The organism is Actinoplanes sp. NPDC048988 (assembly GCF_043197815.1).
Lineage (GTDB): Bacteria > Actinomycetota > Actinomycetes > Mycobacteriales > Micromonosporaceae > Actinoplanes.
In genome coordinates, this window is record NZ_JBICTW010000002.1 from 199,194 (window position 1) to 220,015 (window position 20,822).

14 protein-coding genes are annotated in these 20,822 nt (G+C 70.3%); 8 read left to right on the forward strand and 6 right to left on the reverse strand.

From position 1 onward, the window contains the following. Positions 1 to 61: 61 nt before the first annotated feature. The 4 genes from ACGFJ7_RS07960 to ACGFJ7_RS07975 are packed head-to-tail and all read left to right on the forward strand — an operon-like array spanning position 62 to position 7,085. Positions 62 to 2,017: a PIG-L family deacetylase gene (locus tag ACGFJ7_RS07960; protein ID WP_392641491.1), complete on the forward strand. Its 1,956-nt coding sequence runs from the start codon at positions 62 to 64 to the stop codon at positions 2,015 to 2,017. Beyond that, a complete protein-coding gene (locus ACGFJ7_RS07965; RefSeq protein WP_360244183.1) occupies positions 2,010 to 2,960 on the forward strand; it encodes a hypothetical protein in 951 nt (316 codons plus the stop codon). Before ACGFJ7_RS07960 ends, ACGFJ7_RS07965 begins: the two co-directional genes overlap by 8 nt. Then, a complete protein-coding gene (locus ACGFJ7_RS07970; protein ID WP_392641493.1) occupies positions 2,957 to 5,782 on the forward strand; it encodes a stealth conserved region 3 domain-containing protein in 2,826 nt (941 codons plus the stop codon). The genes ACGFJ7_RS07965 and ACGFJ7_RS07970 overlap by 4 nt, the downstream gene beginning before the upstream one ends. A 10-nt stretch (positions 5,783 to 5,792) precedes the next feature. After that, complete coding sequence (locus ACGFJ7_RS07975; protein ID WP_392641494.1) at positions 5,793 to 7,085, forward strand: LuxR C-terminal-related transcriptional regulator; 1,293 nt, start codon at positions 5,793 to 5,795, stop codon at positions 7,083 to 7,085. Positions 7,086 to 7,089: 4 nt separating this feature from the next. Here ACGFJ7_RS07975 and ACGFJ7_RS07980 read toward each other — a convergent pair whose 3' ends face one another. After that, the gene (locus tag ACGFJ7_RS07980; RefSeq protein WP_392641496.1) at positions 7,090 to 7,956 is read right to left on the reverse strand and encodes a glycoside hydrolase family protein; all 867 of its coding nucleotides are present in this window, start codon (positions 7,954 to 7,956) and stop codon (positions 7,090 to 7,092) included. 252 nt (positions 7,957 to 8,208) lie between these two features. Here ACGFJ7_RS07980 and ACGFJ7_RS07985 point away from each other — a divergent pair, with 252 nt between their 5' ends. After that, complete coding sequence (locus ACGFJ7_RS07985; protein WP_360244195.1) at positions 8,209 to 9,294, forward strand: sugar phosphate isomerase/epimerase; 1,086 nt, start codon at positions 8,209 to 8,211, stop codon at positions 9,292 to 9,294. After that, entirely contained in the window at positions 9,291 to 12,464 is a 3,174-nt protein-coding gene (locus ACGFJ7_RS07990) for a ThuA domain-containing protein (protein ID WP_392641498.1), read from the forward strand. Before ACGFJ7_RS07985 ends, ACGFJ7_RS07990 begins: the two co-directional genes overlap by 4 nt. A 47-nt stretch (positions 12,465 to 12,511) precedes the next feature. On the opposite strand, the gene ACGFJ7_RS07995 is transcribed toward ACGFJ7_RS07990, so the two are convergent. Next, complete coding sequence (locus ACGFJ7_RS07995; protein WP_392641500.1) at positions 12,512 to 13,399, reverse strand: aldo/keto reductase; 888 nt, start codon at positions 13,397 to 13,399, stop codon at positions 12,512 to 12,514. 121 nt (positions 13,400 to 13,520) lie between these two features. Here ACGFJ7_RS07995 and ACGFJ7_RS08000 point away from each other — a divergent pair, with 121 nt between their 5' ends. Then, the gene (locus tag ACGFJ7_RS08000) at positions 13,521 to 13,742 is read left to right on the forward strand and encodes a hypothetical protein (RefSeq protein ID WP_360244203.1); all 222 of its coding nucleotides are present in this window, start codon (positions 13,521 to 13,523) and stop codon (positions 13,740 to 13,742) included. Here the strand turns inward: ACGFJ7_RS08000 and ACGFJ7_RS08005 are convergent. The 3 genes from ACGFJ7_RS08005 to ACGFJ7_RS08015 all read right to left on the reverse strand — a co-directional run bounded on the left by ACGFJ7_RS08005 (position 13,730) and on the right by ACGFJ7_RS08015 (position 16,436). Beyond that, on the reverse strand, positions 13,730 to 14,800 hold the full coding sequence (locus ACGFJ7_RS08005; protein WP_392641502.1) for a CE1758 family FMN-dependent luciferase-like monooxygenase: 1,071 nt from the start codon (positions 14,798 to 14,800) through the stop codon (positions 13,730 to 13,732). The genes ACGFJ7_RS08000 and ACGFJ7_RS08005 overlap by 13 nt on opposite strands. Positions 14,801 to 14,887: 87 nt before the next feature. Next, complete coding sequence (locus ACGFJ7_RS08010; protein WP_360244209.1) at positions 14,888 to 15,430, reverse strand: RICIN domain-containing protein; 543 nt, start codon at positions 15,428 to 15,430, stop codon at positions 14,888 to 14,890. 43 nt (positions 15,431 to 15,473) lie between these two features. Further along, complete coding sequence (locus tag ACGFJ7_RS08015; RefSeq protein ID WP_392641504.1) at positions 15,474 to 16,436, reverse strand: helix-turn-helix transcriptional regulator; 963 nt, start codon at positions 16,434 to 16,436, stop codon at positions 15,474 to 15,476. Here ACGFJ7_RS08015 and ACGFJ7_RS08020 point away from each other — a divergent pair. Further along, entirely contained in the window at positions 16,410 to 17,426 is a 1,017-nt protein-coding gene (locus ACGFJ7_RS08020) for an alpha/beta fold hydrolase (RefSeq protein WP_392641506.1), read from the forward strand. The genes ACGFJ7_RS08015 and ACGFJ7_RS08020 overlap by 27 nt on opposite strands. 42 nt (positions 17,427 to 17,468) lie before the next feature. Here the strand turns inward: ACGFJ7_RS08020 and ACGFJ7_RS08025 are convergent, their stop codons facing one another. Continuing rightward, positions 17,469 to 20,795, reverse strand: a complete 3,327-nt coding sequence (locus tag ACGFJ7_RS08025; protein WP_392641508.1) for a CARDB domain-containing protein — start codon at positions 20,793 to 20,795, stop codon at positions 17,469 to 17,471. Positions 20,796 to 20,822 lie beyond the last annotated feature (27 nt).

Genomic DNA, 20,822 nt, shown 5'->3' on the forward strand with positions numbered 1-20,822 from the left:
GCGTGAACGCCGCATCAGAGACTTCGGGGCGGCGTGGCCGGCCGGTACGCAGGTGCAGATCGTGGCGCACTGCGACGACGACCTGTACTTCATGAATCCGGCGGTGCACCAGGCCCTGGCCGCGGGCGCGCCGACCACCACGGTCTACCTGACGGCGGGCGAGGCGGACGGCCGCAACGTGCCGTACGGCGTCCCGGACCGTTCCTCCCACCCGGTGGACCACGCCGGCTATGCGGCCGCGCGGTACAACGGCATTCGGTCCGCGTACGCCGAAATGGTGACCGGCGATCGGAACAGCCCGTGGACGACGGCTCCGGTCCGGTACGGGACCGCGACGGTCGACGTCGCCGTGCTGACCGCGGCCCCGCACGTCCGGCTGGTCTTCGTCAGCCTGGAGGGGCAGGAGGCGGCCCGGGCCGGCGATCCGCCGCGCGCCATCGACGCGCTCTGGAGCGGCGACATCCCGTGGCTGGCGGTGCTCGTGCCGACCGGTAGCGCGTTGCCCGCCGGTCAGGCGCTGACCCGCGACGACCTGCTCGATCTCCTGGAGGAGATCCTCGCCGAGAGCAAGCCTTCGGTGGTACGGGTGATGGACCCCGACCCGGACCACACGACGTACGAGCGTGGCGGCGCCATCCGGTACTCCGACCATGCCAGCCACACCGCCGCGGCCCAGTTCGCCCTGCACGCGGTACGGCGGTGGCAGCGCCGCCAGGGCCGGGCCACGCCACCGGTGGAGAGCTACCGCGGCTACTACAACCGGCACTGGCCGACCAACCTCACCGAGGCCGCCTTCGCCGTCAAACGGTCGATCCTCGACACGTACGGCGGAACGCACGGCGACCGGAGCGGCGCCGTCGGCTGCGGCGACTACCTGGTCGGCGACCAGGCGCACACCACCGGGTACGGGCAGAGCACCACCCAGCGCTATCCGGGCTCGACCTCCTGGCTGCGCCTGCAGGCCGACGGCCGGCTGGCCGCCTTCGCCGTGCTCGACGGGCACGCGTACGTCTGGCGCGAGAGCCAGCCCGGCCGCGGAACCTGGGACGAACCACAGCGCCTGGCCGGCCCGGGCGACCTCACGCCGCACCTCGACGTCGCCGCCGGGCCGGACGGCTGCCTGCACCTGGCCGCGGTCCGCCAGCCGCTGACCCCCTCGCCCCGCGGGCAGCGCCGGATCCTCGTGGTGGCCTCGCAGGCCACGCCGAACGGGCCCTTCGGCGACTGGGCCGAACTCGGCAACCCGGCCGACGGCGGCGCCGACGCGACGCTGCGGATGCGGGAGATGGGCATGCCGGTCCTGGGCGTGCGCCCCGACGGCGGGCTCCAGGTCTTCGTCCGGAACTTCGGGCGCGGGGTGAGCTCCCGCGTCCAGCTCAAGGCCGACGTCTGGGAGGGGTGGTCCGACCTGGGCGGCTCGGTCGTCCAGGAAGGTCTGGCGCTCGCCGCCAACCGGGACGGGCGGCTGAGCCTGTTCGCCGGCACCAACCAGACCGTGCTGCGCTGGGACCAGCAGGAGGACGGCGCCTTCGCGGCGCCCGTGGCCATGCTGCGCCGCGAGCCGACCGGTCCGGTCACGGTGACCCGGGAGCACAACGGCCGCCTGCTGCTGGTCTTCCGGACCGGCCCGCACGGCGAGGTGACGGTGTCACGGCAGACCCGCGAGGGCGCGTGGCCGTCCCAGCCGGCGGCGATCGGTGGCGACGGCGGGTTCGGGCCGGTGGCCGCCTTCTCCACCCCGGTCAAGGACGGCATCACCCTGCTGGCCCAGCGCAACGACCAGGGCACCCTGAGCCTGTCCCGGCAGCCGACCGGCGCCGGTACGTCCGCTTCGTGGTCACCGGCCGGTGGGATGTTCCTCCGCTCGCCGTCGATCGCGGCCGACGCCACCGGCGCCCTCGCCGTCGCCGTCCTGGGCGCCGACGGGACCCTGCGGGTCGCCCGGCAGACCGGAACCGGCGACGCCGGCTTCGGCGAGTGGGCCGCCCTGCCCCCGATCGGAGGCTCCCGTGGCTGACACGACTTCCCGGCGGATCCTGCGGCAGGTGGTGGTCCGGCTCGACGCCCCGGCCCGCGCCCTGAGCACCGCCATGCGGCGCGGCCCGGCGCTGACCACCCGCTTCGCCGAGGTGCTGGACGGGCGGACGGTCAACCTCGACATCCCGGTGCCGGGTGTCGCGGCCGCCGACATCACCGGCGCCGAGCTGCGACTCTCCCGGGGCCGGGTCCGGCACACCGTCGCGGCCCGGGTGCGGGCCGACGCCGGTGGTTCCGCGCTGGCGGCCACGGCCCTGCTCAGCGGGCACGCGCGCGGGCTCGGTCTGGCGCCCGGATCGCCGTGGCTGCTGGAGGCCGTGCTGCACACGCGGGCCGGCACCACCTCGTACGCCGTCCTGCGCGGCCCCGAGGACGCCCGGCGCGACGGCCCGACGGTTCTGGCCCCGGCCGATCCGGCCACCGGCCGCCGGTACGAGCTGCGCACGACGCGCAGCGGCCGGCTGGGCGTCGCGGTCGTCGCCCCGGCCCCGACGGCCGAGGTCACCTCGGTCACCGTCGACTGGCTGCGGGCCCGCTTCGACGTGCGGCTGCTCGGCTGCGCCGAGCCGGTCACCGGTTTCGAACTGACCGCGCGGACCGGCGAGGGCCGGGTCCGGGCCGCGGCCGTGCCGGTGGGCGACGTTCTGCGCTGCGAGGTTCCGGTGTACGACCTGGCGGCGCTCAGCAAGGTCACCGAGACCTTCTTCGACGTGCACCTGCGTACCGCCGGGCATCGGCTCCGGGTCGGCCGTTTCCTGCACGACGTCGGCAATCCCAAGCCCGTGCTCGTCCCTCCGCACGGCATCGTCTGGGCCGCGCCCGGCCTCTCGGTCAACCTGCGCCCCTACTACACCCCGGCCGGCAGCCTGACACTCGCCTGCCGCCCGATCGGCTCTCCCTCCTCCGCGAACGGCCAACCATGAAAATCACGTTTCTGCTGACCTGGGGCGACGCCATCGGCGGCACCGAACGCGCGGTGCTGCGCCAGGCGAACTGGCTGGCGGGCCGGCACGACGTCGAGGTGCTGAGCGTCTTCCGTACGGCCGACGCCCCCGCCTTCGAGGTGGACCCCCGGGTGCGGATGACCTATCTGGTGGACACCCGCGAGTCCCTGCACCGCCCGGTCGGCCGGGAGCTGAGCGACGAGGTCTGCCGGGTGCTGTCGGCGACCCCGAGCGCGCTCGTCCGCCCGCAGTGGGAGCAGGCCTTCACCCGCCTGGCCGACCTGGAGCTGGAGCGGGTCCTGCGGGAGACCACGGCCGACATCGTGGTCTCGACCACCCCGGCCCTGATGGCCGTGATGACCGAGCTGGTGCCGCGCCGCGTCGTCACCGTCCATCAGGAACACCGGGTGGCCGAGCTCCGCGGTTCCTCGGGCGATCCGCTCAAGCGGTTCTCGGCCCGGCTCGACGCGGTGGTGCTGCTCTCCGAGCCCACCCGGGCCTGGTTCGCCTCGCTCTTCGGCGACGCCGCGCCCCGCCTGGCGATCATCCCGAACTCCATCGACGACGGGTACCGGCCGCGGTCCAGCCGCACCAACCCGAGCATCGTGATGGCCGGGCGGCTGACTGGCGAGAAGCAGTTCGGCCACGCGATCAGCGCCTTCGCCCAGGTGGCGGCGGACCATCCGGACTGGTCGCTGCGCATCTTCGGCGACGGCAACCGCCGTCCGCTCGAGGACCAGATCGCCTCCCTCGGGCTGGGCGAGCAGGTGCAGCTGCTCGGCTCGACCACCACCATCGAGAACGAGTGGGCCAAGGCCTCGGTCGTGGCGGTGACCTCCCGGGTCGAATCGTTCGGGCTCACCATCGTCGAGGCCATGGCGGCGGCGGTGCCGGTGGTCGCGTACGACTGCCCCAATGGTCCTCGCGAGATCATCGAGCCCGACAAGACCGGGCTGCTCATCCCGCCGAACGACATCGACGCCCTGGCCGCCGGGTTCCGCCAGATGATCGAGGACGAGGATCTGCGGCACGCCATGGGCGAGGCGGCCGCGGTCGCCGTCGGCGCCTTCGCGCCCGACGTCGTGATGGCGCACTGGGAGCAGCTGTACACCGAGCTGCTGGCCGGCCGTGACAACCCGGACTGGGCCGAGCGCCGCACCTTCGCGCTCGCCCTGCACCAGGCGCAGAGCACCGACGCCGGGGTGGTCGAGAAGCAGGCGCCGGTCACCGACCTCACCGCGCCCGACATCGACGCCTTCAACACCGCCACCCAGGCCCGGCACCCCAACCTGATCTGGAGCCGGGGCCAGCTCACCCAGGTCCGTGACGACGTGGCCCCGCACGAGGCGGCCAAGGCCAATCTCGACCTGGTCGTCGCCGCCCTCGACGCCGGCGGCGTCGACTACTTCCTCGTCCGGCAGACCACCCCGACCTACCGGGTCGCCGTCCGCCAGGCCGACCGGCTGGCCGCGCTGACCGCGCTCGCCGGGGCCACCCACGAACGCCCGGCCTACGCCGAGGGCTTCGACGTACGGCACCGCACCCTCGGCAACTGGCCGGCCGCGGTCAGCGACAACGTCGAGCAGCTGCGCGCGGCCGCGTCGATCCGCGTCTTCGAACCCGTCATCACTTCGGGGCACACGATGCGGCTGGGCGCCATCTACGGCTGCGAGATGGAGTTCTGGACGCCGTCCGAGGACGGCACCGAGCTGGCCGGCCCGGCCCCCACCCTGGCCGGCAACCCCCTGGCGGTGGCCTCCCTGACCCCGGCCTCGATCCGGATCGGCGAGCGGGACTACCGCACCGTCGACCCGTTCACCCGCCACCTGGTCAGCGACCTGACCTTCCCGGTCGACGTCGTCTACACCTGGGTCGACGGCCAGGACCCGGCGTGGCTGGACAGGAAGTCGGCCGCGCTCGGCCTGCCGCCCGCCGCCCCCAGCGCCGACCTGAGCACCGCCCGGTTCCGCGACCGCGACGAGCTGCGCTACTCGCTGCGCTCCATCGACCTGTTCGCCCCGTGGGTGCGGCGCATCTTCATCGTCACCGACCGGCAGGTGCCGGACTGGCTCGACCTCGACCACCCGCGGATCCGGATCGTCGACCACCGCGACATCTTCACCGAGCCGGGCGACCTGCCGACGTTCAACTCGCACGCCATCGAGACCCAGCTGCACCACATCGACGACCTGTCCGAGCAGTTCCTCTACCTCAACGACGACGTGTTCTTCGGCCGGCTCGTCGGCCCGCAGATGTTCTTCAACCCGGGCGGCCTGCCGAAGGCGTTCGCCAGCCGTACGCAGATCCCGCTGACCCCGATCAGCCCGTCCGACGAGGCGTTCGCGGTGGCCGCGAAGAACAACCGGGCGCTGCTGGAGCAGGCGTACGGTCGCACCCTCACGCACGGCTTCCTGCACACGCCGCACGCACACCGGCGGAGCACGCTGGCCGCCATCGAGGTCGAGTTCGCCGAGGCGATGCGGCGCACCGCCGGCAACCGCGTCCGGTCGGCCACCGACGTCTCCCCGCTGTCCTCACTGGCCCACCACTACGGCCTGATCACCGGCCGCGCGGTGAACGGCGAGATCCGCAGCGGCTTCGTCAACGTGGGCCTGGAGGAGCAGCACCCGAGGCTCAAGGCGCTGCTCCAGAAGCGCAACCAGGACGTGTTCTGCCTCAACGACTTCCACGACAGCGACGTGCCGGCCGAGGATCAGGCCCGCATCATCCAGGCGTTCCTGGCCGCCTACTTCCCGATCCCCAGCCAGTTCGAGAAGGGCAGCGAACGCAACCGGCGATAGCATGCCGGGCATGCCGCGCGGGGGACATCGGTGGATTCTGGCGGAGCTGGCGCGTCTCGGCCGGCGGCCGCTGAGCGCGAGTGAGGTGTACGAGCGCAGCGACGCGCTGTTGCGGCCGGCGCTGGGGTACGACGGGGTCTGCTGGCACGACAGCGATCCGGCGACCGGGCTGGTGACGTCCGTCCACACGCGAGACTTGCGGATGGCCGACTTCCGCGCGGCGGTCGAGCTGGAGGTGTGGGGCGACGGCATAGCCACTTTCCCGGCGATCCGGGTCGGGGGCCGGACGGCGGAGAGCCTGAGCAACGCGACGCGGGGACGGCCGGCCCGCAGCCGCCGGTGGCGTGAGCTGATCCAGCCGGCCGGGTACGGCGACGAGCTGCGCGCGGTGTTCGACCATCGCGGGGGGCTGTGGGGTTGCGCGGCCTTCATGCGCGCCCCGGACCGCGGCCACTACCGGCCCGGCGAACTGGCGCTGGCGTCGGCGGCCGCTCCCCTGATCGGTGCGGCCCTGCGCCTCGCCGCCGCGGCTGAAACCCCGGCCCGCGACCCGGAAGCGGCGGCACATCCGGCGCGCGGATCAGGAGCGGCGGCGGTTCTGGCGCGCGGATCAGGAGCGGCGGCGGCTCTGGCGCGGACGGCTGGGGCGGCGACGGCGGATTCGGCGCCGGCTGTGCTTGTGATCGGGCCGGACAACCGCCTGGTGCAGGCCGATGAGCGAGGGCGCGCGCTGGCCGGTGAACTGGCCGCGGAGACAGGGGCGGTCTTCGGCGTGCCGCTGCCGTTCGTCATGGCGGCCGAACACGCCCGCGCCGCGGCCGGTGGGATGCCGGTGCCGGCGCTGCCGTTGCGTGCCCGGTCCGCCGACGGCACCTGGCACGTGCTGCACGCGTCCGTACTCGGCGCCGCCGACGATGGCCCGCCCGGTGCCGCGGATGGCAGAGCGGGCCGGGGAGAGGCCGGACTCGCGGACGGCGAGAGGGGCGGGGAAAGAACCGGACGCGCGAACGGTGGAGCGGGCTCGAGCGGGCGGGCGGCGGTGGCTGTCGTGGCCGCGCCGGCGGGGGTGGGTGATCTCATGCCGGTGGTGTTCGCGGCGTTCGGGCTGACCGGGCGGGAAGCGCAAGTGGCGACGCTGGCCGTTCGGGGGCTCAGCACCGCGGGGATCGCCGAGGCGCTCGCGGTGTCGCCCTGGACTGTGCAGGACCATCTCAAGGCCGTGTTCGACAAGGCCGGGGTTCGCAGCCGCCGCGAGTTCGCCGCGCTGCTGATGGCGGGCGCGACCGGCGCCCGCCATCGGTGACGGCTCAGCCGCAGGTGATCTCGATGACGTCGACCCAGTGGTTCTCGTAGTAGACGCTGAAGCTGCGGATCGAGCACGCGATCGGGTTGTTGGTGTTGCCGCCGACCGTGGTCTCGTCCTCGCCCGGCCAGACCGGCACGTCGTGGGGGTAGTTCACCGGGTTGCCGCCGGTCGTGGTCGGCGCCGGCGGCATGTCGACCGGCTCGCAGACGGCGCCCTGCCGCATGAGTTTGACGTCCTGCACGCCGCGCGTCTTCACCTGCTGGTACCAGAGTGAGCTGGTCATGGCCCGGGCCGCGGCCTCCCAGTTGCCGGTGTTCACCGCGTTGATCAGGTTTTTGAACGCGGCGAAGCCGGCCGGGCCGAGGTTGAACGCCATGTCGACGAGTACGGCCTGCCGGGTCGAGCTGAGCGTGGCGAACGTCCGGATGTGGCGCTGCACCGTCTTCACCGCGCCGAGGTAGTCGGCTTCGAACAGGGTCGTGATCTGCTGCTGGGTCAGGTTCTGCGTGCCCGCCCGTACGGCGTCGTAATTCGCACCGACGGCGGCGATCTTCTCGCGGGCGTCGGACCGGTTGAGGTTGAAGCCGACGCCGACCGTCGGGATGCCCTTGGTGTCGTTGTAGACGTGCGGGTTGCCCTGAAGGCCGTACGGGCTCTCGTGCCGGGCGACGAAGGCCCGCATCTCCTCCGGCGTCATCTGCGGCCCGTCCTGCTCCTCGGGCTCGTCGGGTACGCCGCCGGGATTGCCGGGCACCGATCCGCCGCCGTCACATCCCGAGGCGTACGCGGGCGTGCTCCCGCTCGTCACCGGCACCACGGCGAAGGCCAGCATCAGCGTCGCCGCTCCAAGCAGTTTACGAATTCGCATAGGTCGATGATTGGGGAGCCGCCCGCCCGCGCGACATCCCAGATTACTGGGAGGCGCACCGGCTAACTTTCGTCCGACCAGGCAAAAGTTGGTTCTAACTTGGACTATCTTTCGTACGAGACGCGAGATACTGTTCGCAATCAAGGCGTAACACACGCCACACACGCGCTTCGCGCCGGCGCTTCGGCAACGCCGGCTTTCTTCCTTCCCCCGCACCTCACTGTCGTTTTGTCGTGCCCAAGTGGAGAAGTCATGACCGAGCCGCAGTCCAAGAAGGCCCTCACCCGCCGCCGTCTCCTCACCGCCTCCGCCGGCGCCGCCGCGGCGCTAGGCGCCGCCGGACTCCCGATCCTGTCGACCGGCAGCCCCGCGATCAGCCACGGCAAGCTGCGCGCCGAACCGCTCGTCCCGGCCCGCAACCGCGGCATCATCCTGTACAGCGTCCGCGACCGCATCTCCGCGGCGCCCGACGACTCCGGCGTTCCGTACGGCTTCGAGCGGGTTCTCGCCCGGCTCGCCGAGATCGGATACAAGGAGATCGAGTTCGCCGGTTACAACCAGCACACCTCGATCCTGGGCCGGCAGATCACCCCCGCCGAGATCCGGAAGATCCTGGACGACAACGGCCTGGTGGCCAGCGGGACGCACACCCAGATCAACGCGGCTACCTTCGAGCAGCAGCTCGACATCGCGCAGACGCTGGGCATGAAACACATCGGCACCGGCTCCGACCCGGCCAACAGCGCGTACCGCGCCGACTGGGACGCCGCCGCCGACCTGTGGAACGAGCTCGGCCGTACGGCCCGCAAGCGCGGCCTGAAGCTCTACACCCACAACCACGACGCCGCGTACGGCTTCCTGCTCGACGCCGGCCCGCTGGACGCCAACGGCAAACCCACCCGCTCCACCGGCACCCGCAAGCTCGAGTACTTCTTCACCAGGACCGACCCGCGGTACGTCTTCTTCGAAATGGACATCTACTGGGCGTACGTGGCCCGGTTCAAGCACCACACGTACACCGACGCCTGGGGCCGCGCCAAGAGCGACCTGTTCGACCCGATCCTCACCGTGGTGCCGCGCACCGACCGGTTCCCGCTGTTCCACGCCAAGGACGGCGACAAGCAGCCCACCCAGGCCAACGGGTACGTGATGACGCCGCTGGGCGACGGTGACATCAACTTCCAGCAGTTCTTCGAGGAGATCGGCAAGCAGGACTACCACCACGCCAACTGGGAGCAGGACACCGCTCCGGGCGGCGCCGCGAACCCCGGCCAGTCGCTGAACTTCGCCGAGGTGAGCTACCGCAACCTGTCCGAGCTGACCATCTACCGCCGATGAGGCGGCGATGGCTGGCCGCCGTCTCGGCCGCGGTCATCACGATCGGCCCGGCCACGGTGGCCCACGCGCATCCGGGGAAGCAGCAGCCCGACGTGCTCGTGTTCACCGAGACCGCCGGCGTCCGGCGCGACTCGATCGACAAGGGCGTCCGCACGATCAAGGACCTGGGCCGGCAGCACCGCTTCAGCGTGACGGTCAAGGCCGACTCGTCGGTCTTCACGGCCGCCGGACTGGCGAAGTACGAGGCTGTTGTCTTCCTCAACACCACCGGCGAGGTGCTGGACGCGGCCCAGAAGAGCGCCTTCGAGACGTACATCCGAAGCGGTAAAGGTTTTGTCGGCGTGCACAGCGCCGCCGAGACCGAGCCGAGCTGGACGTTCTACCAGGACCTGCTCGGCGCCGCCGCGACGGGGGCTTCCACCGCTCAGAAGACCGTGACGGTGGCCGACCGGGTCCACCCGTCGACGGCCTCGATCCCGCGCACGGGCAGCTACGACGAACAGTGGTACACGTTCGACAAGGACGTGACCGGGGTGTCGCACGTGCTGGCGAGCACCGACAAGCCGCTCTCCTGGTGCAAGGACTTCCGGGGCGGCCGGTCCTGGTACACGGGACTCGGGCACTCGGCACAGACGTACGGCAACCGCTCCTTCCAGAAACACCTGCTCGGCGGCATCCAGTGGGCGTCGGGTCAGGTGTCCGGCGACTGCGGCGCCACCGTGCGGAGCAACTACGAGAAGGTCACCCTCAACGACGAGCCGGGCGAACCGATGACTCTCGCGGTTCTGCCCGACGGGCGCGTGCTGCACAACACGCGCGGCGGCGAGGTACGCCTGTACGACCCGGCGTCCGGCCTGAGCCCGGTCATCGCCGAGATCCCGGTCTACCTCCACGACGAGGACGGCCTCCAGTCGGTCGCCGTCGACGCGGACTTCGCCCGGAACCGCTGGGTCTACATCTACTACGCGCCCAAGCTGGACACGCCGGTCGACAACCCGGCCACGCCCACTGTCAACGAGGGTGACGCACCGGTGACCAGCACCGACCCGACGGTCTGGGACAAGTTCAAGGGCTACAACCAGCTCTCCCGGGTCAAGCTGGTCGAGACGCCGGCGCCGCACCTCGACCTCAGCACCGAACAGCAGATCATGCGGGTGCCGGTCGACCGGGGCAACTGCTGCCACGTCGGCGGCGAGGTGAAGTTCGACGGCAAGGGCCTGCTCTACCTGGTCACCGGCGACGACACCAACGCCGGCGGCTCCGACGGCTTCACGCCGATCAACGAGTCGCCCACGCAGGGGCCGGCCTACGACGCCCAGCGCTCGGCGGCCAACACCAACGACCTGCGCGGCAAGGTGCTGCGCATCAAGGTCCGCGGCGACGGCTCGTACACCATCCCCTCGGGGAACCTCTTCCCGCCGGCTTCTTCTCCGCGGGACAAGACCCGTCCGGAGATCTTCCTGATGGGCGTGCGCAATCCGTTCCGCTTCGACGTGAGCAAGAGCGGTTATGTGTACGTGGGTGACTACTCCCCCGACTCCAAGGTGCCGAGCGCGGCCCGCGGGCCGGAAGGCACCGGCCGGTGGATCGCCACGAACAAGGCCGGCAACTACGGCTGGCCCTACTGCTACTCGCCGGACCTGCCCTACATCGACTTCGACTTCGTCACCCGGACGTCGGGGGCGGCCTTCAACTGCAAGACGCCGGTGAACGAGTCGCCGCGCAACACGGGCCTGCGCGATCTGCCGCCGGTTCGGCCGCCGACGCTGGCCTACACCTTCAACGCGGTCACCCCGTGCCCGTCGGCGTACCTGCGGGATCCGCCGGTGGCGTGCGGCAACGACTGGCCGGCGCTGGGCACCGGCGGGGTCGGGCCGATGGGCGGGCCGCAGTACTCGTACAACCGCAAGCTCGCCAACAACCTGAAGTTCCCCGAGTACTACGACGACACCGTGGTCTTCGGCGAGTTCACCCGCAACAAGCTGTTCGCGCTGCGCACCGACGGCCGGGACAAGCTGCTGGGCATCGAACCCATGCTGACCGGCTTCACCTGGGCCAACCCGATGGACATCGAGTTCGGCCCGGATGGGCAGCTGTACGTTCTGGAGTACGGCAACGGGTTCTTCCGGGCCAACCCGGAGGCCCAGCTGTCGACGGTGCGCTACGTGAAGGACGGCCGCTCGCCGGTCGCCCGGATCACGGCCACCCCGGTGTCGGGCCGGTCACCGCTCACGGTGCAGTTCTCGAGCGAGGGCACCGCCGACCCCGACCCGGGTGACACGATCACCCTGGCCTGGGACTTCGACGGCGACGGCACGACGGACTCCACGGCCGCCTCGCCGTCGTGGACGTACCAGGCGAACGGCACCTACAGCGCGCGCTTGACGGTCGCCGACAGCACCGGCCGTACGGCGGTGGCCACCCGAACCATCACGGTGGGCAACACGGCGCCGATCGTCGAGGTGGTCACCCCGGCCACCGGATCGTTCTTCAACTGGGGCGACGACGTGCCGTTCGAGGTGCGGGTCACCGACCCCGAGGACGGCCCGGTCGACTGCTCCAAGGTCGAGGTGAACCTGGTCATCGGCCACGACGAACACGGACACGGCATCAATTCGACGACCGGCTGTACGGGCACCCTGCCCAGCCCGGCCGACGGCGCCGACCACGCGGGCGGCTACCTGTTCCTCGGCGTGAGCGCGTCCTACACCGACGCGGGCGGCCTCGCGGCCACCGGGCAGGCGACCGTGCAGACATGGCGCCAGCAGGCCGAGAACGCCCAGGTGAAGAGCGCGGTGGCGATCGCCGCCACGAACGACACCGACGGCAGTGAGCACGTGACGGCCCTGGACAACAACGACTACATCGCCTTCCGCCCGATCGACCTGGCCGGCGTCACCTCGGTGACGCTCCGAACGGCCGGCGGCTCAGCGGCCACGGCCGGCCAGCTCCGGGCGTCGGTGGAGGTCAGAAGCGGCTCCCCCACCGGTGAGTTGCTGGCCACCCTGCCGGTGAACGCCACGGCGGGCAACGCCTACTGGTCGAGCCAGACGTTCCCGCTCTCGGGGGCGGCCGGCCAGCAGGAGCTCTACTTCGTCACCAAGTCCATAACCGGCGGCCCCACCACGAACCTCTTCAACCTGAACTGGATCGAGTTCGCCGCCTCATAGTCGTGGAGGGCAGGGACCGTCCGCCGAACCGGTCCCTGCCCATCCACTCAGTCTTCGGGGATCACCATGTCGAACATCGCGGGGCGCGGGACGTCGGGGTCGGGGCCGTTTCGTACACCGGTGTCCAGGGCGTCGATCTGAGCCATCTGGTCGGTGGTCAGCTCGAAGTCGAAGACGTCGAAATTCTCGGCGATGCGGCCCGGATTCGTCGACTTGGGGATGGCTGAGCGGCCGTGTTGCAGCTGCCAGCGGAGCATCACCTGGGCCGGCGTCTTGCCGTGGGCGGTGGCGATGGTGGCGATCGTCGGGTCCTGGAGGACGTTGCGGCGTTCCTCGCCCCAGCCGGGGTAGAACGTGATGCCGCCGATCGGGGACCAGGCCTGGGTGAGGATGCCGTGTTCGGCGTCGGCCTTCTGGACGTCGGGCTGGGCGAAGTACGGGTGCAGCTCGATCTGGTTGACCGCGGGGACGATGTCGGTGCGGGCCAGCAGCTCGTCGAGGTGGGCGCGCATGAAGTTACTGACGCCGATGGCCCGTACGCGGCCGTCGGACAGCAGTTTCTCCAAGGCCTTGTACGCGGCGATCGTGCGCTCGAAGCGGTCGGTGGCCGGCTGGTGCAGGATCAGCAGGTCCAGCCGGTCGACGCCGAGTTTGCGGGTGGCCTTGTCGAACGCGTGCAGCGTCTCGTCGTAGCCGTAGTCGCTCACCCACACCTTCGTCTCGATGAACACCTCGTCGCGCGGCAGCCCCGAGCGGCGCAGGCCCTCGCCGACCTGGCGCTCGTTGCGGTACGCGGCGGCCGTGTCGACATGCCGGTAGCCGGCCTTCAGCGCCGTCTCGACCGCGGCCGCGGTCTCCTCGGGCGGGCTCTGGAAGACACCGAGCCCGAGCGCGGGCATCGTCACACCGTTGTTGAGTACGAGTTCCTGAACCATGCCTCCGACGGTAGGCCGGGCCGGGCCGCTCAGAGGGGTAACGTCATAACCCCCTTGTTTTCGGCAATGGTGAAGTGGGCACCTCACGATCAACACATTGACGTACGAGGAGGCCCCCCACATGGCAGGCAACGAGCACGACGTCAACCGCAGCACCCGCTCCGGCCGGTTCGTGAAGGAGAGCACCGCCGAACGGCAGCCCGACACGACGACCACGGAGCACGTCGGCGGCGACAAGAGCGACGGCGACCACGAGGTGCACCGCAGCGCGAAGACCGGCCGCTTCGTCACCGGGACCACGGCCGAGCTGCACTCGTCGACGACGGAGACTCAGCGGGTCTGAGCTTTGAGCCAGTCGTGGGTCGGTGCGTCCGGGATGTGGGCGGGGCGGCCCACGGCGAACTCCTTGCGCAGCACGGGGACGATCTCGCCGAGGCGGTCGAGTTGGTGAAGGACCTCGGTGTGCGGGATGCCCATGCCGTCGAGGACGAACAGCTGGCGCTGGTAGTGGCCGGCGTAGTCGCGGAAGCCGAGGATCTGGTCGATCACCTGCTGCGGGCTGCCGACCGACAAGGGGGTCTGGCGGATCATCTCCTCCAGGGACGGCCCACCGCCGTACACCGGGGAATGGTCGAAATAAGGCCGGAACTCACGGAGCGCGTCCTGTGAGTTGTCCTTGACGTAGAACTGGCCGCCCAGGCCGACGATCGCGGTGTCGGCCGGGCCGTGGCCGTAGTGTTCGAAGCGCTCGCGGTAGAGGCGGATCATCCGGCCGGTGTGCGACGACGGCCAGAAGATGTTGTTGTGGAAGAAGCCGTCGCCGTAGTAGGCGGCCTGTTCGGCGATCTCGGTGCTGCGGATGGAGCCGTGCCAGACGAACGGCGGCACACCGTCGAGCGGCCGAGGCGTCGAGGTGAAGGCCTGCAGCGGCGTACGGAACTTGCCCTCCCAGTCGACGCTCTCCTCCCGCCACAGGCGCCGGATCAGCGCGTAGTTCTCGACGGTGAGCGGAATGCCGGCCCGGATGTCCTTGCCGAACCAGGGGTAGACGGGTCCGGTGTTGCCCCGCCCGAGCATGAGGTCGACCCGGCCGTCGGCCAGGTGCTGGAGCATGGCGTAATCCTCGGCGATCTTCACCGGGTCGTTGGTGGTGATGAGCGTCGTCGACGTGGACAGGATGATCCGGCTGGTCCGGGCCGCGACATACCCGAGCAGCGTCGTGGGCGACGACGCCACGAACGGCGGGTTGTGGTGCTCCCCGAACGCGAACACGTCGAGCCCGACCTCCTCGGCGTGCACGGCGTACTCGGTGATGCGCCGAAGGCGCTCGTGCTCACTGGGCGTCCGGCCGGACACCGGATCGCGCGCCAGATCGCCCACCCCGAAGATCCCGAACTGCATGACTCCACCTCACATCTAATTGACGTGTCAATCATGCATCTAATTGACACGTCAATCACAGCGATGTGCGTCACCTGCGGCGGGCGGTCAGTCCTCGAACTGCCACTGCTGCAGGGTGGACGTGTTGCACGGGGACATGACCCAAGCCTGGTCGCCCAGATCCGAGCCGTCGAGAGCCGTCAGGCACTTGTGGGTACCGATGTTCTCGATGCGGTAGAAGCTGACGCTGCCGACGGTGGCGGCCAGACGCACCGACCACTTCTGGGAGGTGCTCGACGGATTGTTGGTGTAGACCATCAGGCCCTGGAACACGTTGTTGACGACTTCGCTGTCCACGGTCAGCGCGTACTGGCTGGACGTCGCGGCGCTGCGGAACCGGGCGTACCCGTCAGCGTCGATCGTCTTGCTCCATTGCTGAATCTGCTGGTAGCTGGTGCCCGCGTAGCTGAAGCGGACGGCGTTGCCGTTGCCCAGGCCACTGGGCCAGAGGGCGAGAAGGCTGTTGGAGCGGGGCTTGATGCGGTACCAGCCGTCACCCGTGCCGGCGGCCTGGGCGGCACCGCCGGGGATCACCGTCAAAGCGAGAGCGAGAGCGGTCAGGGCGGCGAGGACGGACTTGCGTCGGAACAACAGGGGTCTCCGTTCGGCGTTGATCATATGCCGCCCACCCTACTTATTCATGCTCTTCCATGGAACTGGCGGCGCCAGGCTTGTATCGCGCGGTGAGCGCGTTGCCGATCGAGGCCAGGTGGTCCCGTACACGCGGAGGGCCGGTCACCTCCAGGTAGTCGACCAGCCCAGCCAGTTCACCAGCGAGTTTGTGTTCGTCGTGGCCGCGGATCACGACCTCGATGCGGCCGTCGGCCGTGGAACCTCCCACTTCGAGCCGGGCGCCGAACCCGATGCGGAGCACGTCTATCCCGTGGGGCGTGCACATCGCCCGGGCCTCGAGGGGTGTTCGCCGGCGTTCGACCTCGTCGGCGATCGCGCGCCAGCTCTCGGCGAGGTCGAAGTCGCCGGGCCGGTGCACCGGATCGGCCGTCGGGTCGGCGGACGACACGCGGTCGATCCGGAAGGTCCGCCGGCCCGTCTCGGTGGTGGCGACGAGGTACCACGACGGGCCTTTGGCGACGATGCCCAGCGGGTGGACGGTCCGCTCGGTTTCCGTGCCTTCGCGGTCGACGTAGCCGAGCCGGACCTGGACCCCGCGGATCGCCGCGTCCTGCAGCTCGTCGAGGAAGCGTGGCGGCCGGGCCTCGACCCGGCTCGACCCCCATAGTCGCGGGTCCATGACGAGCGACGACGCCGCCGCTTCGGCCTGCGCCCGGAACGGTTCCGGCAGGGCGTGGACGAGCTTGCGCAGCGCCGCTTTCAGGGCCGGCGTGGCGGACGAGGCCGGGCCGGCGGCCAGGAACAGGGCGCGCGCCTCGCCCGCGGTCAACCCGGACAGGTCGGTGCGGGCGCCACCCACGAGGCGCCACCCGCCGCCCCGGCCCTGCACCGAGTACACCGGCACGCCGGCCGTGCCCAGGGCGTCGAGGTCGCGGCGGGCGGTGCGCTCGGAGATCTCCAGCTCGCGGGCGACCTCGGCCGCGGTCACCTGCCCGCGATGTTGCAGCAGCAGGACGATGGCCATCAAACGGTCGGCTCGCACCCGGGCCACGCTTCCACCGAAACAGGTCAGGAGATGACCGGTTTCGGTCCGCAGGATGCCGGCATGACTTTTGATTTTCCCGAGCCCACCCGCGTTTCGGTGAACGGTGTGGAACTCGAGGTCTTCGAAGCCGGCCGGCGGAACGCGGGAAACCCCATCGTGCTCTGTCACGGCTGGCCGGAACACGCCTTCTCCTGGCGCTATCAGATGCCGGCTCTGGCCGCCGCGGGCTACCACGTGATCGTCCCGAACCAGCGAGGCTACGGAAACTCGTCCCGCCCGGCCGAGGTGACGGACTACGACATCGAGCATCTGTCGGGTGACCTCGTCGCCCTCCTCGATCATTACGGCTACGAGGAGGCCACCTTCGTCGGCCATGACTGGGGTGCGTTCGTCGTCTGGGGCCTGACCCTGCTGCACCCGAAACGGGTCAACGGCGTGGTGGCGCTGAGCGTGCCCTACCAGGAGCGCGGGGAGAGGCCCTGGATCGAGGCCATGGAGGCGGTGCTCGGCGCCGACTTCTACTTCGTCCATTTCAACCGGCAGCCGGGCGTCGCGGACGCCGTGTTCGGCGAGAACACGTACCGGTTCCTTCGAAACCTGTACCGGACGAACGTGCCGCCGAGCACTGCGTTGGTGAACCTCGCCAGGGCGGAAACCCCACTCGGTGACCCCGTCATGAGTGACAGCGAACTGGCCGTCTTCGTCTCCGCCTTCGAGTCGACCGGATTCACGGGCGGCATCAACTGGTACCGGAACCTGGACCGCAACTGGCGCCTGCTGGCGGACGTGGACCCGATCATCAGACAGCCCGCCCTCATGATCTACGGCAACCGCGACACGGTAGCGAGGGCGGAAAGACTGACGGATCTCGTGCCGAATGCGGAAGTGGTCAGCCTGGACTGCGGCCATTGGATCCAGCAGGAGAAGCCGCGCGAAACGACCGAGGCCATCCTGAAGTGGCTGGCCTAGCGGGAACGCCCCGGGCGGTTTCGCCCGGGGCGTTCCGCGCCGTCAGTTGCGGGTGATGGTGAACTGGGAGCCGGGCTGGATCACCACGTCTCCGGTGGCGGAATTGGTGATGGTCACGTTGGTCAGGGTGGCGTTTCCCCGGGCGCCGCTCATGGCCAGGATGCCGGCGCCGTTGTTGGACTTGTCGATGCGGACGTTGGTGACGGCCACGTTCGGCATGTTGCCGCCGCCTGTCTTGAACTGGATGCCGTCGTACGTGGAATCCAGGATCTCGGTGTCCCGGATGGTGACGCCGGGGATGTCCTTCGACGCCGGGAACAGGGTGATGGCGCCGAATTCCTGGTCCTCGTTCCAGAAGACGCCGCCGGCGCGCTGCAGGCTGTTGTTGGCGATCAGCGTGGTGCCGCTGAACGGCAGCGGGTCGTGGTCGGTGGCCAGCATGATGCCGGGGTAGTTCATCGTGTCGGCGATGATGTTGTTCTCGATGGAGTTGCCGAAGCCGCCGTAGATGGCGGCGCCGTTCGCCCGCCACGGCAACTGGATCGTGTTGTTCACGAAGTGGTTGTTCGAGGCCACGTCGACCGACGTGTCCTTGACCCTCGGGTTGGCCCACACGGCCAGCGCGTCGTCGCCGTTGGTGCGGAACGACGAGTTGTAGACCCGCGAGTTTCGGGTGCCGTTGCTGAAGTTGATGCCGTCGGCGTACGTGTCGCGGATGCGCATGCCGGTGAATTCGACGTTGTCGCCCGGGTTCCAGTAGGCCGGCGTGTCCGAGTAGTCGCGGCCCACCCAGGCGCCGACGTTCGTGTGCTCGATCCAGACGTTGCTGATCTTCGTGTTCTTGCCGAGGCGGCCGTTGATGCCGTGGCCGCGGTTGGCCCGGTTCGTGGTCATGCCGAAGATGGCCAGGTCGGAGATCTGCGTGTTGTCGTCGATGTCGAAGCCGACGTTGCCCTCGTGCGGGTGGTTGATGTTGCCGACCACGTTCTGCGGTTCCGTGTTCGTGTACAGCTGGGTGTGCCACATGCCCGCCCCGCGGATGACCACGTTGCGCAGGCCCTTCTGGTTCCACTGGCCACGGGCCGGGTCCGGCGAGAGGATCTTCTGCTCCTGGCGCCACTGGCCGGCCGGGATCCACACGCAGCCGATGACGCCGTTCTCGTCGTCGGTGACCGCGCGCTGGATCGCCGCGGTGTCGTCGAGCCCGTCGTTCGGCACGGCGCCGTACGAGGTGATCGACGTGCAGCCGGCGGGCTGGGACAGGGCCGGCGCGACCTGCTCGAGGTCGATCAGGTCGATCACGTAGAACGCGGCCGTGTCACCGGCGTCGCGCTGCAATTTGAAGCGGGTGCCGGCCGGGTACGACTGCGACAGCAGCGCGTGCGACTCGTCGAAGAGCCGGCGCGCGTCCGCCGACGGCGTGTTCGACAGCGATTCCGTGTCGTCCGACGTGCCGTACAGCCAGCTGTTGCGCGACGACAGGGTCAGTTTCTGCACGAACTGGTCGTTCGCGTAGAGGCTGATCGTCGCCGACTGCCCGCCGCCGCCCGGCGCGTCCGGAATGGAGTTGCGCACGACTATCGAGTTGGCCTGGATGGCCGAGGTGACCTGCACGTACTGGCCGGTCGCGGTGAGCCGCACCGATTTGCGCCCGGACGATTCGGTGCCGAAGTTGGTGTGACCGAACGTCCGCTTCGCGTCCGCCTCGACCAGCGTTCCCGAGTAGGTTCCGCTTTCCGCCTCGTACGAGACGTAGGGCACAGCCGCTCCGCGGCCCACGACAATCGATTGGGTACGCGTGTTGTTGTTCTCGTTCGTCTCGGCGACCACGTTCGTCGCGTCGGCCGTGGCCGTGATCGTGGCCCCGCCGCTGGTCGCCGTCCACGGGCCGGCCGTCACCGTGACGGTCGCCCCGGCCGCGATCGCGCCGGTGTTCACGTTCAGCGTCGTGCTGCCCACCGCCACGCGGGTGACGGAGGCCGCCGCCGAACTCGTACCCCTGTTGTTGACCGCGACCGAGAAGCTCACCGGCGCGCCCACCGCGGGGTTGGCCGGTGTCGGCGTCACGCCGGTGACCTGCAGGTCGGGACCCGGCGCCTGGGCCACGACGAGCGGCGCCGACGCGGTCAGGGTGTTGTTGTCGTTGCTCAGCTCGGCCACCGTGTCGGCCGGGTCGACGACCGCCGACACCTGGTAGCTGCCCTGGGCCCAGCGTCCCGCGCCGACCTGGACGGTCGCCGTCGCGCCGGCCGCGAGCGCTCCCACGGTCGCGCTTCCCACGACATTTCCATTGAGCCGTACGTCGAGTGAGGTCGCTCCCGAGGCCGCGGATCCCGCGTTGCGGACCGTGGCCGAGACGGTGACCGCGGTGGCCTCGTCCGGCGACGCGGGCGACCAGGTCACGGAGGTGACCGTCAGGTCCGGGTTGGGCGCCCAGGACCCGAGGACCTGCAGCTCGGCGACCTGGCCGCCGGGCGCGCCGCTGTTGGTGAAGAACTGGAGCTGAAGGTCGGCGACGCGGCCGGTGACCGGGATGGTCACGGTGTTTCCGCTGGCGAACGCGTAGTCGGCGCGGGCCTTGAGCGACGTGTAGCCGGAGGCGCCCTGCGCGCGGCCGAGGACCTGGATGCCCTGGGTGCGCGGCCCCCAGGCCGAGTCCGGGTTGAGCTTCACGACGACGCCGGTGACGTCGGCGTTGGCGCCGAGCCGCGTGGTCAGCGTGGCCGGGAAGCCGTTGGACTCCCAGTACGTGGCGAGGTTGTTGTCGTTGGCGTTGGGCGCGGTGAACGAGAACACCGAGCTCGAGGCCTCCATGGCCTTGCCGGCGGCGAGGTTGACGCCGGCCGGCGGGTCGGGATCCGGAGTGGTGCCCGTGACGCCGTAGATCTCCAGTTCGGACAGTTGGGCCGCGGGCCAGCCGGTGTTGGCGGTGATGGTGACCCGGACGTACCGGACGGTGGCCGCCGTGAAGTCGATGGTGACGGCATTGCCCGAAGCGGGGTTGAAGGTACGGCCGGTCGAGGCTGATAAATCGGACCAGGTGCCGCTGTTGGCGCTGCCCTGCACGCTGAGGGTCTGCGTGCGCGTGGCCCAGGCCGCGGCCGGTGGCAGCTTGAGCTTGACCTGGTCGATGGCGGTGGCGGCGCCCAGGTCGACCTGCACCCAGTGCGGGAAGGCGTTGTTCGGCCCCTCCCAGTAGGTGTCGGCGTTGCCGTCGTTGACGTTCGAGGCCGCGTACGGCCCGTTGACCGCGCTGGCCGACGCGGACTTGCCGGCGGCCAGGTTGGCCCCGCCGGCGGCGTGGGCCGTTCCAGGGGAGAGTCCGGCGGCGACCAGGCAGGCCACCGCAATGCTGGCGAACAGTCTCATGCTGCCCTCTGTTCCAGACCGGGGGAT

Bases quoted from the DNA above. Each gene is read 5' to 3' on its own strand.
- ACGFJ7_RS08020 (WP_392641506.1), top strand. From the start codon at position 16,410: ATGTTGCAGCAGCAGGACGATGGCCATCAAACGGTCGGCTCGCACCCG.
- ACGFJ7_RS07995 (WP_392641500.1), bottom strand. From the start codon at position 13,399: ATGGTTCAGGAACTCGTACTCAACAACGGTGTGACGATGCCCGCGCTC.
- ACGFJ7_RS07975 (WP_392641494.1), top strand. From the start codon at position 5,793: ATGCCGCGCGGGGGACATCGGTGGATTCTGGCGGAGCTGGCGCGTCTC.
- ACGFJ7_RS07985 (WP_360244195.1), top strand. From the start codon at position 8,209: ATGACCGAGCCGCAGTCCAAGAAGGCCCTCACCCGCCGCCGTCTCCTC.
- ACGFJ7_RS08015 (WP_392641504.1), bottom strand. From the start codon at position 16,436: ATGGCCATCGTCCTGCTGCTGCAACATCGCGGGCAGGTGACCGCGGCC.
- ACGFJ7_RS08005 (WP_392641502.1), bottom strand. From the start codon at position 14,800: ATGCAGTTCGGGATCTTCGGGGTGGGCGATCTGGCGCGCGATCCGGTG.
- ACGFJ7_RS07980 (WP_392641496.1), bottom strand. From the start codon at position 7,956: ATGCGAATTCGTAAACTGCTTGGAGCGGCGACGCTGATGCTGGCCTTC.
- ACGFJ7_RS07990 (WP_392641498.1), top strand. From the start codon at position 9,291: ATGAGGCGGCGATGGCTGGCCGCCGTCTCGGCCGCGGTCATCACGATC.
- ACGFJ7_RS08025 (WP_392641508.1), bottom strand. From the start codon at position 20,795: ATGAGACTGTTCGCCAGCATTGCGGTGGCCTGCCTGGTCGCCGCCGGA.
- ACGFJ7_RS08000 (WP_360244203.1), top strand. From the start codon at position 13,521: ATGGCAGGCAACGAGCACGACGTCAACCGCAGCACCCGCTCCGGCCGG.
- ACGFJ7_RS07970 (WP_392641493.1), top strand. From the start codon at position 2,957: ATGAAAATCACGTTTCTGCTGACCTGGGGCGACGCCATCGGCGGCACC.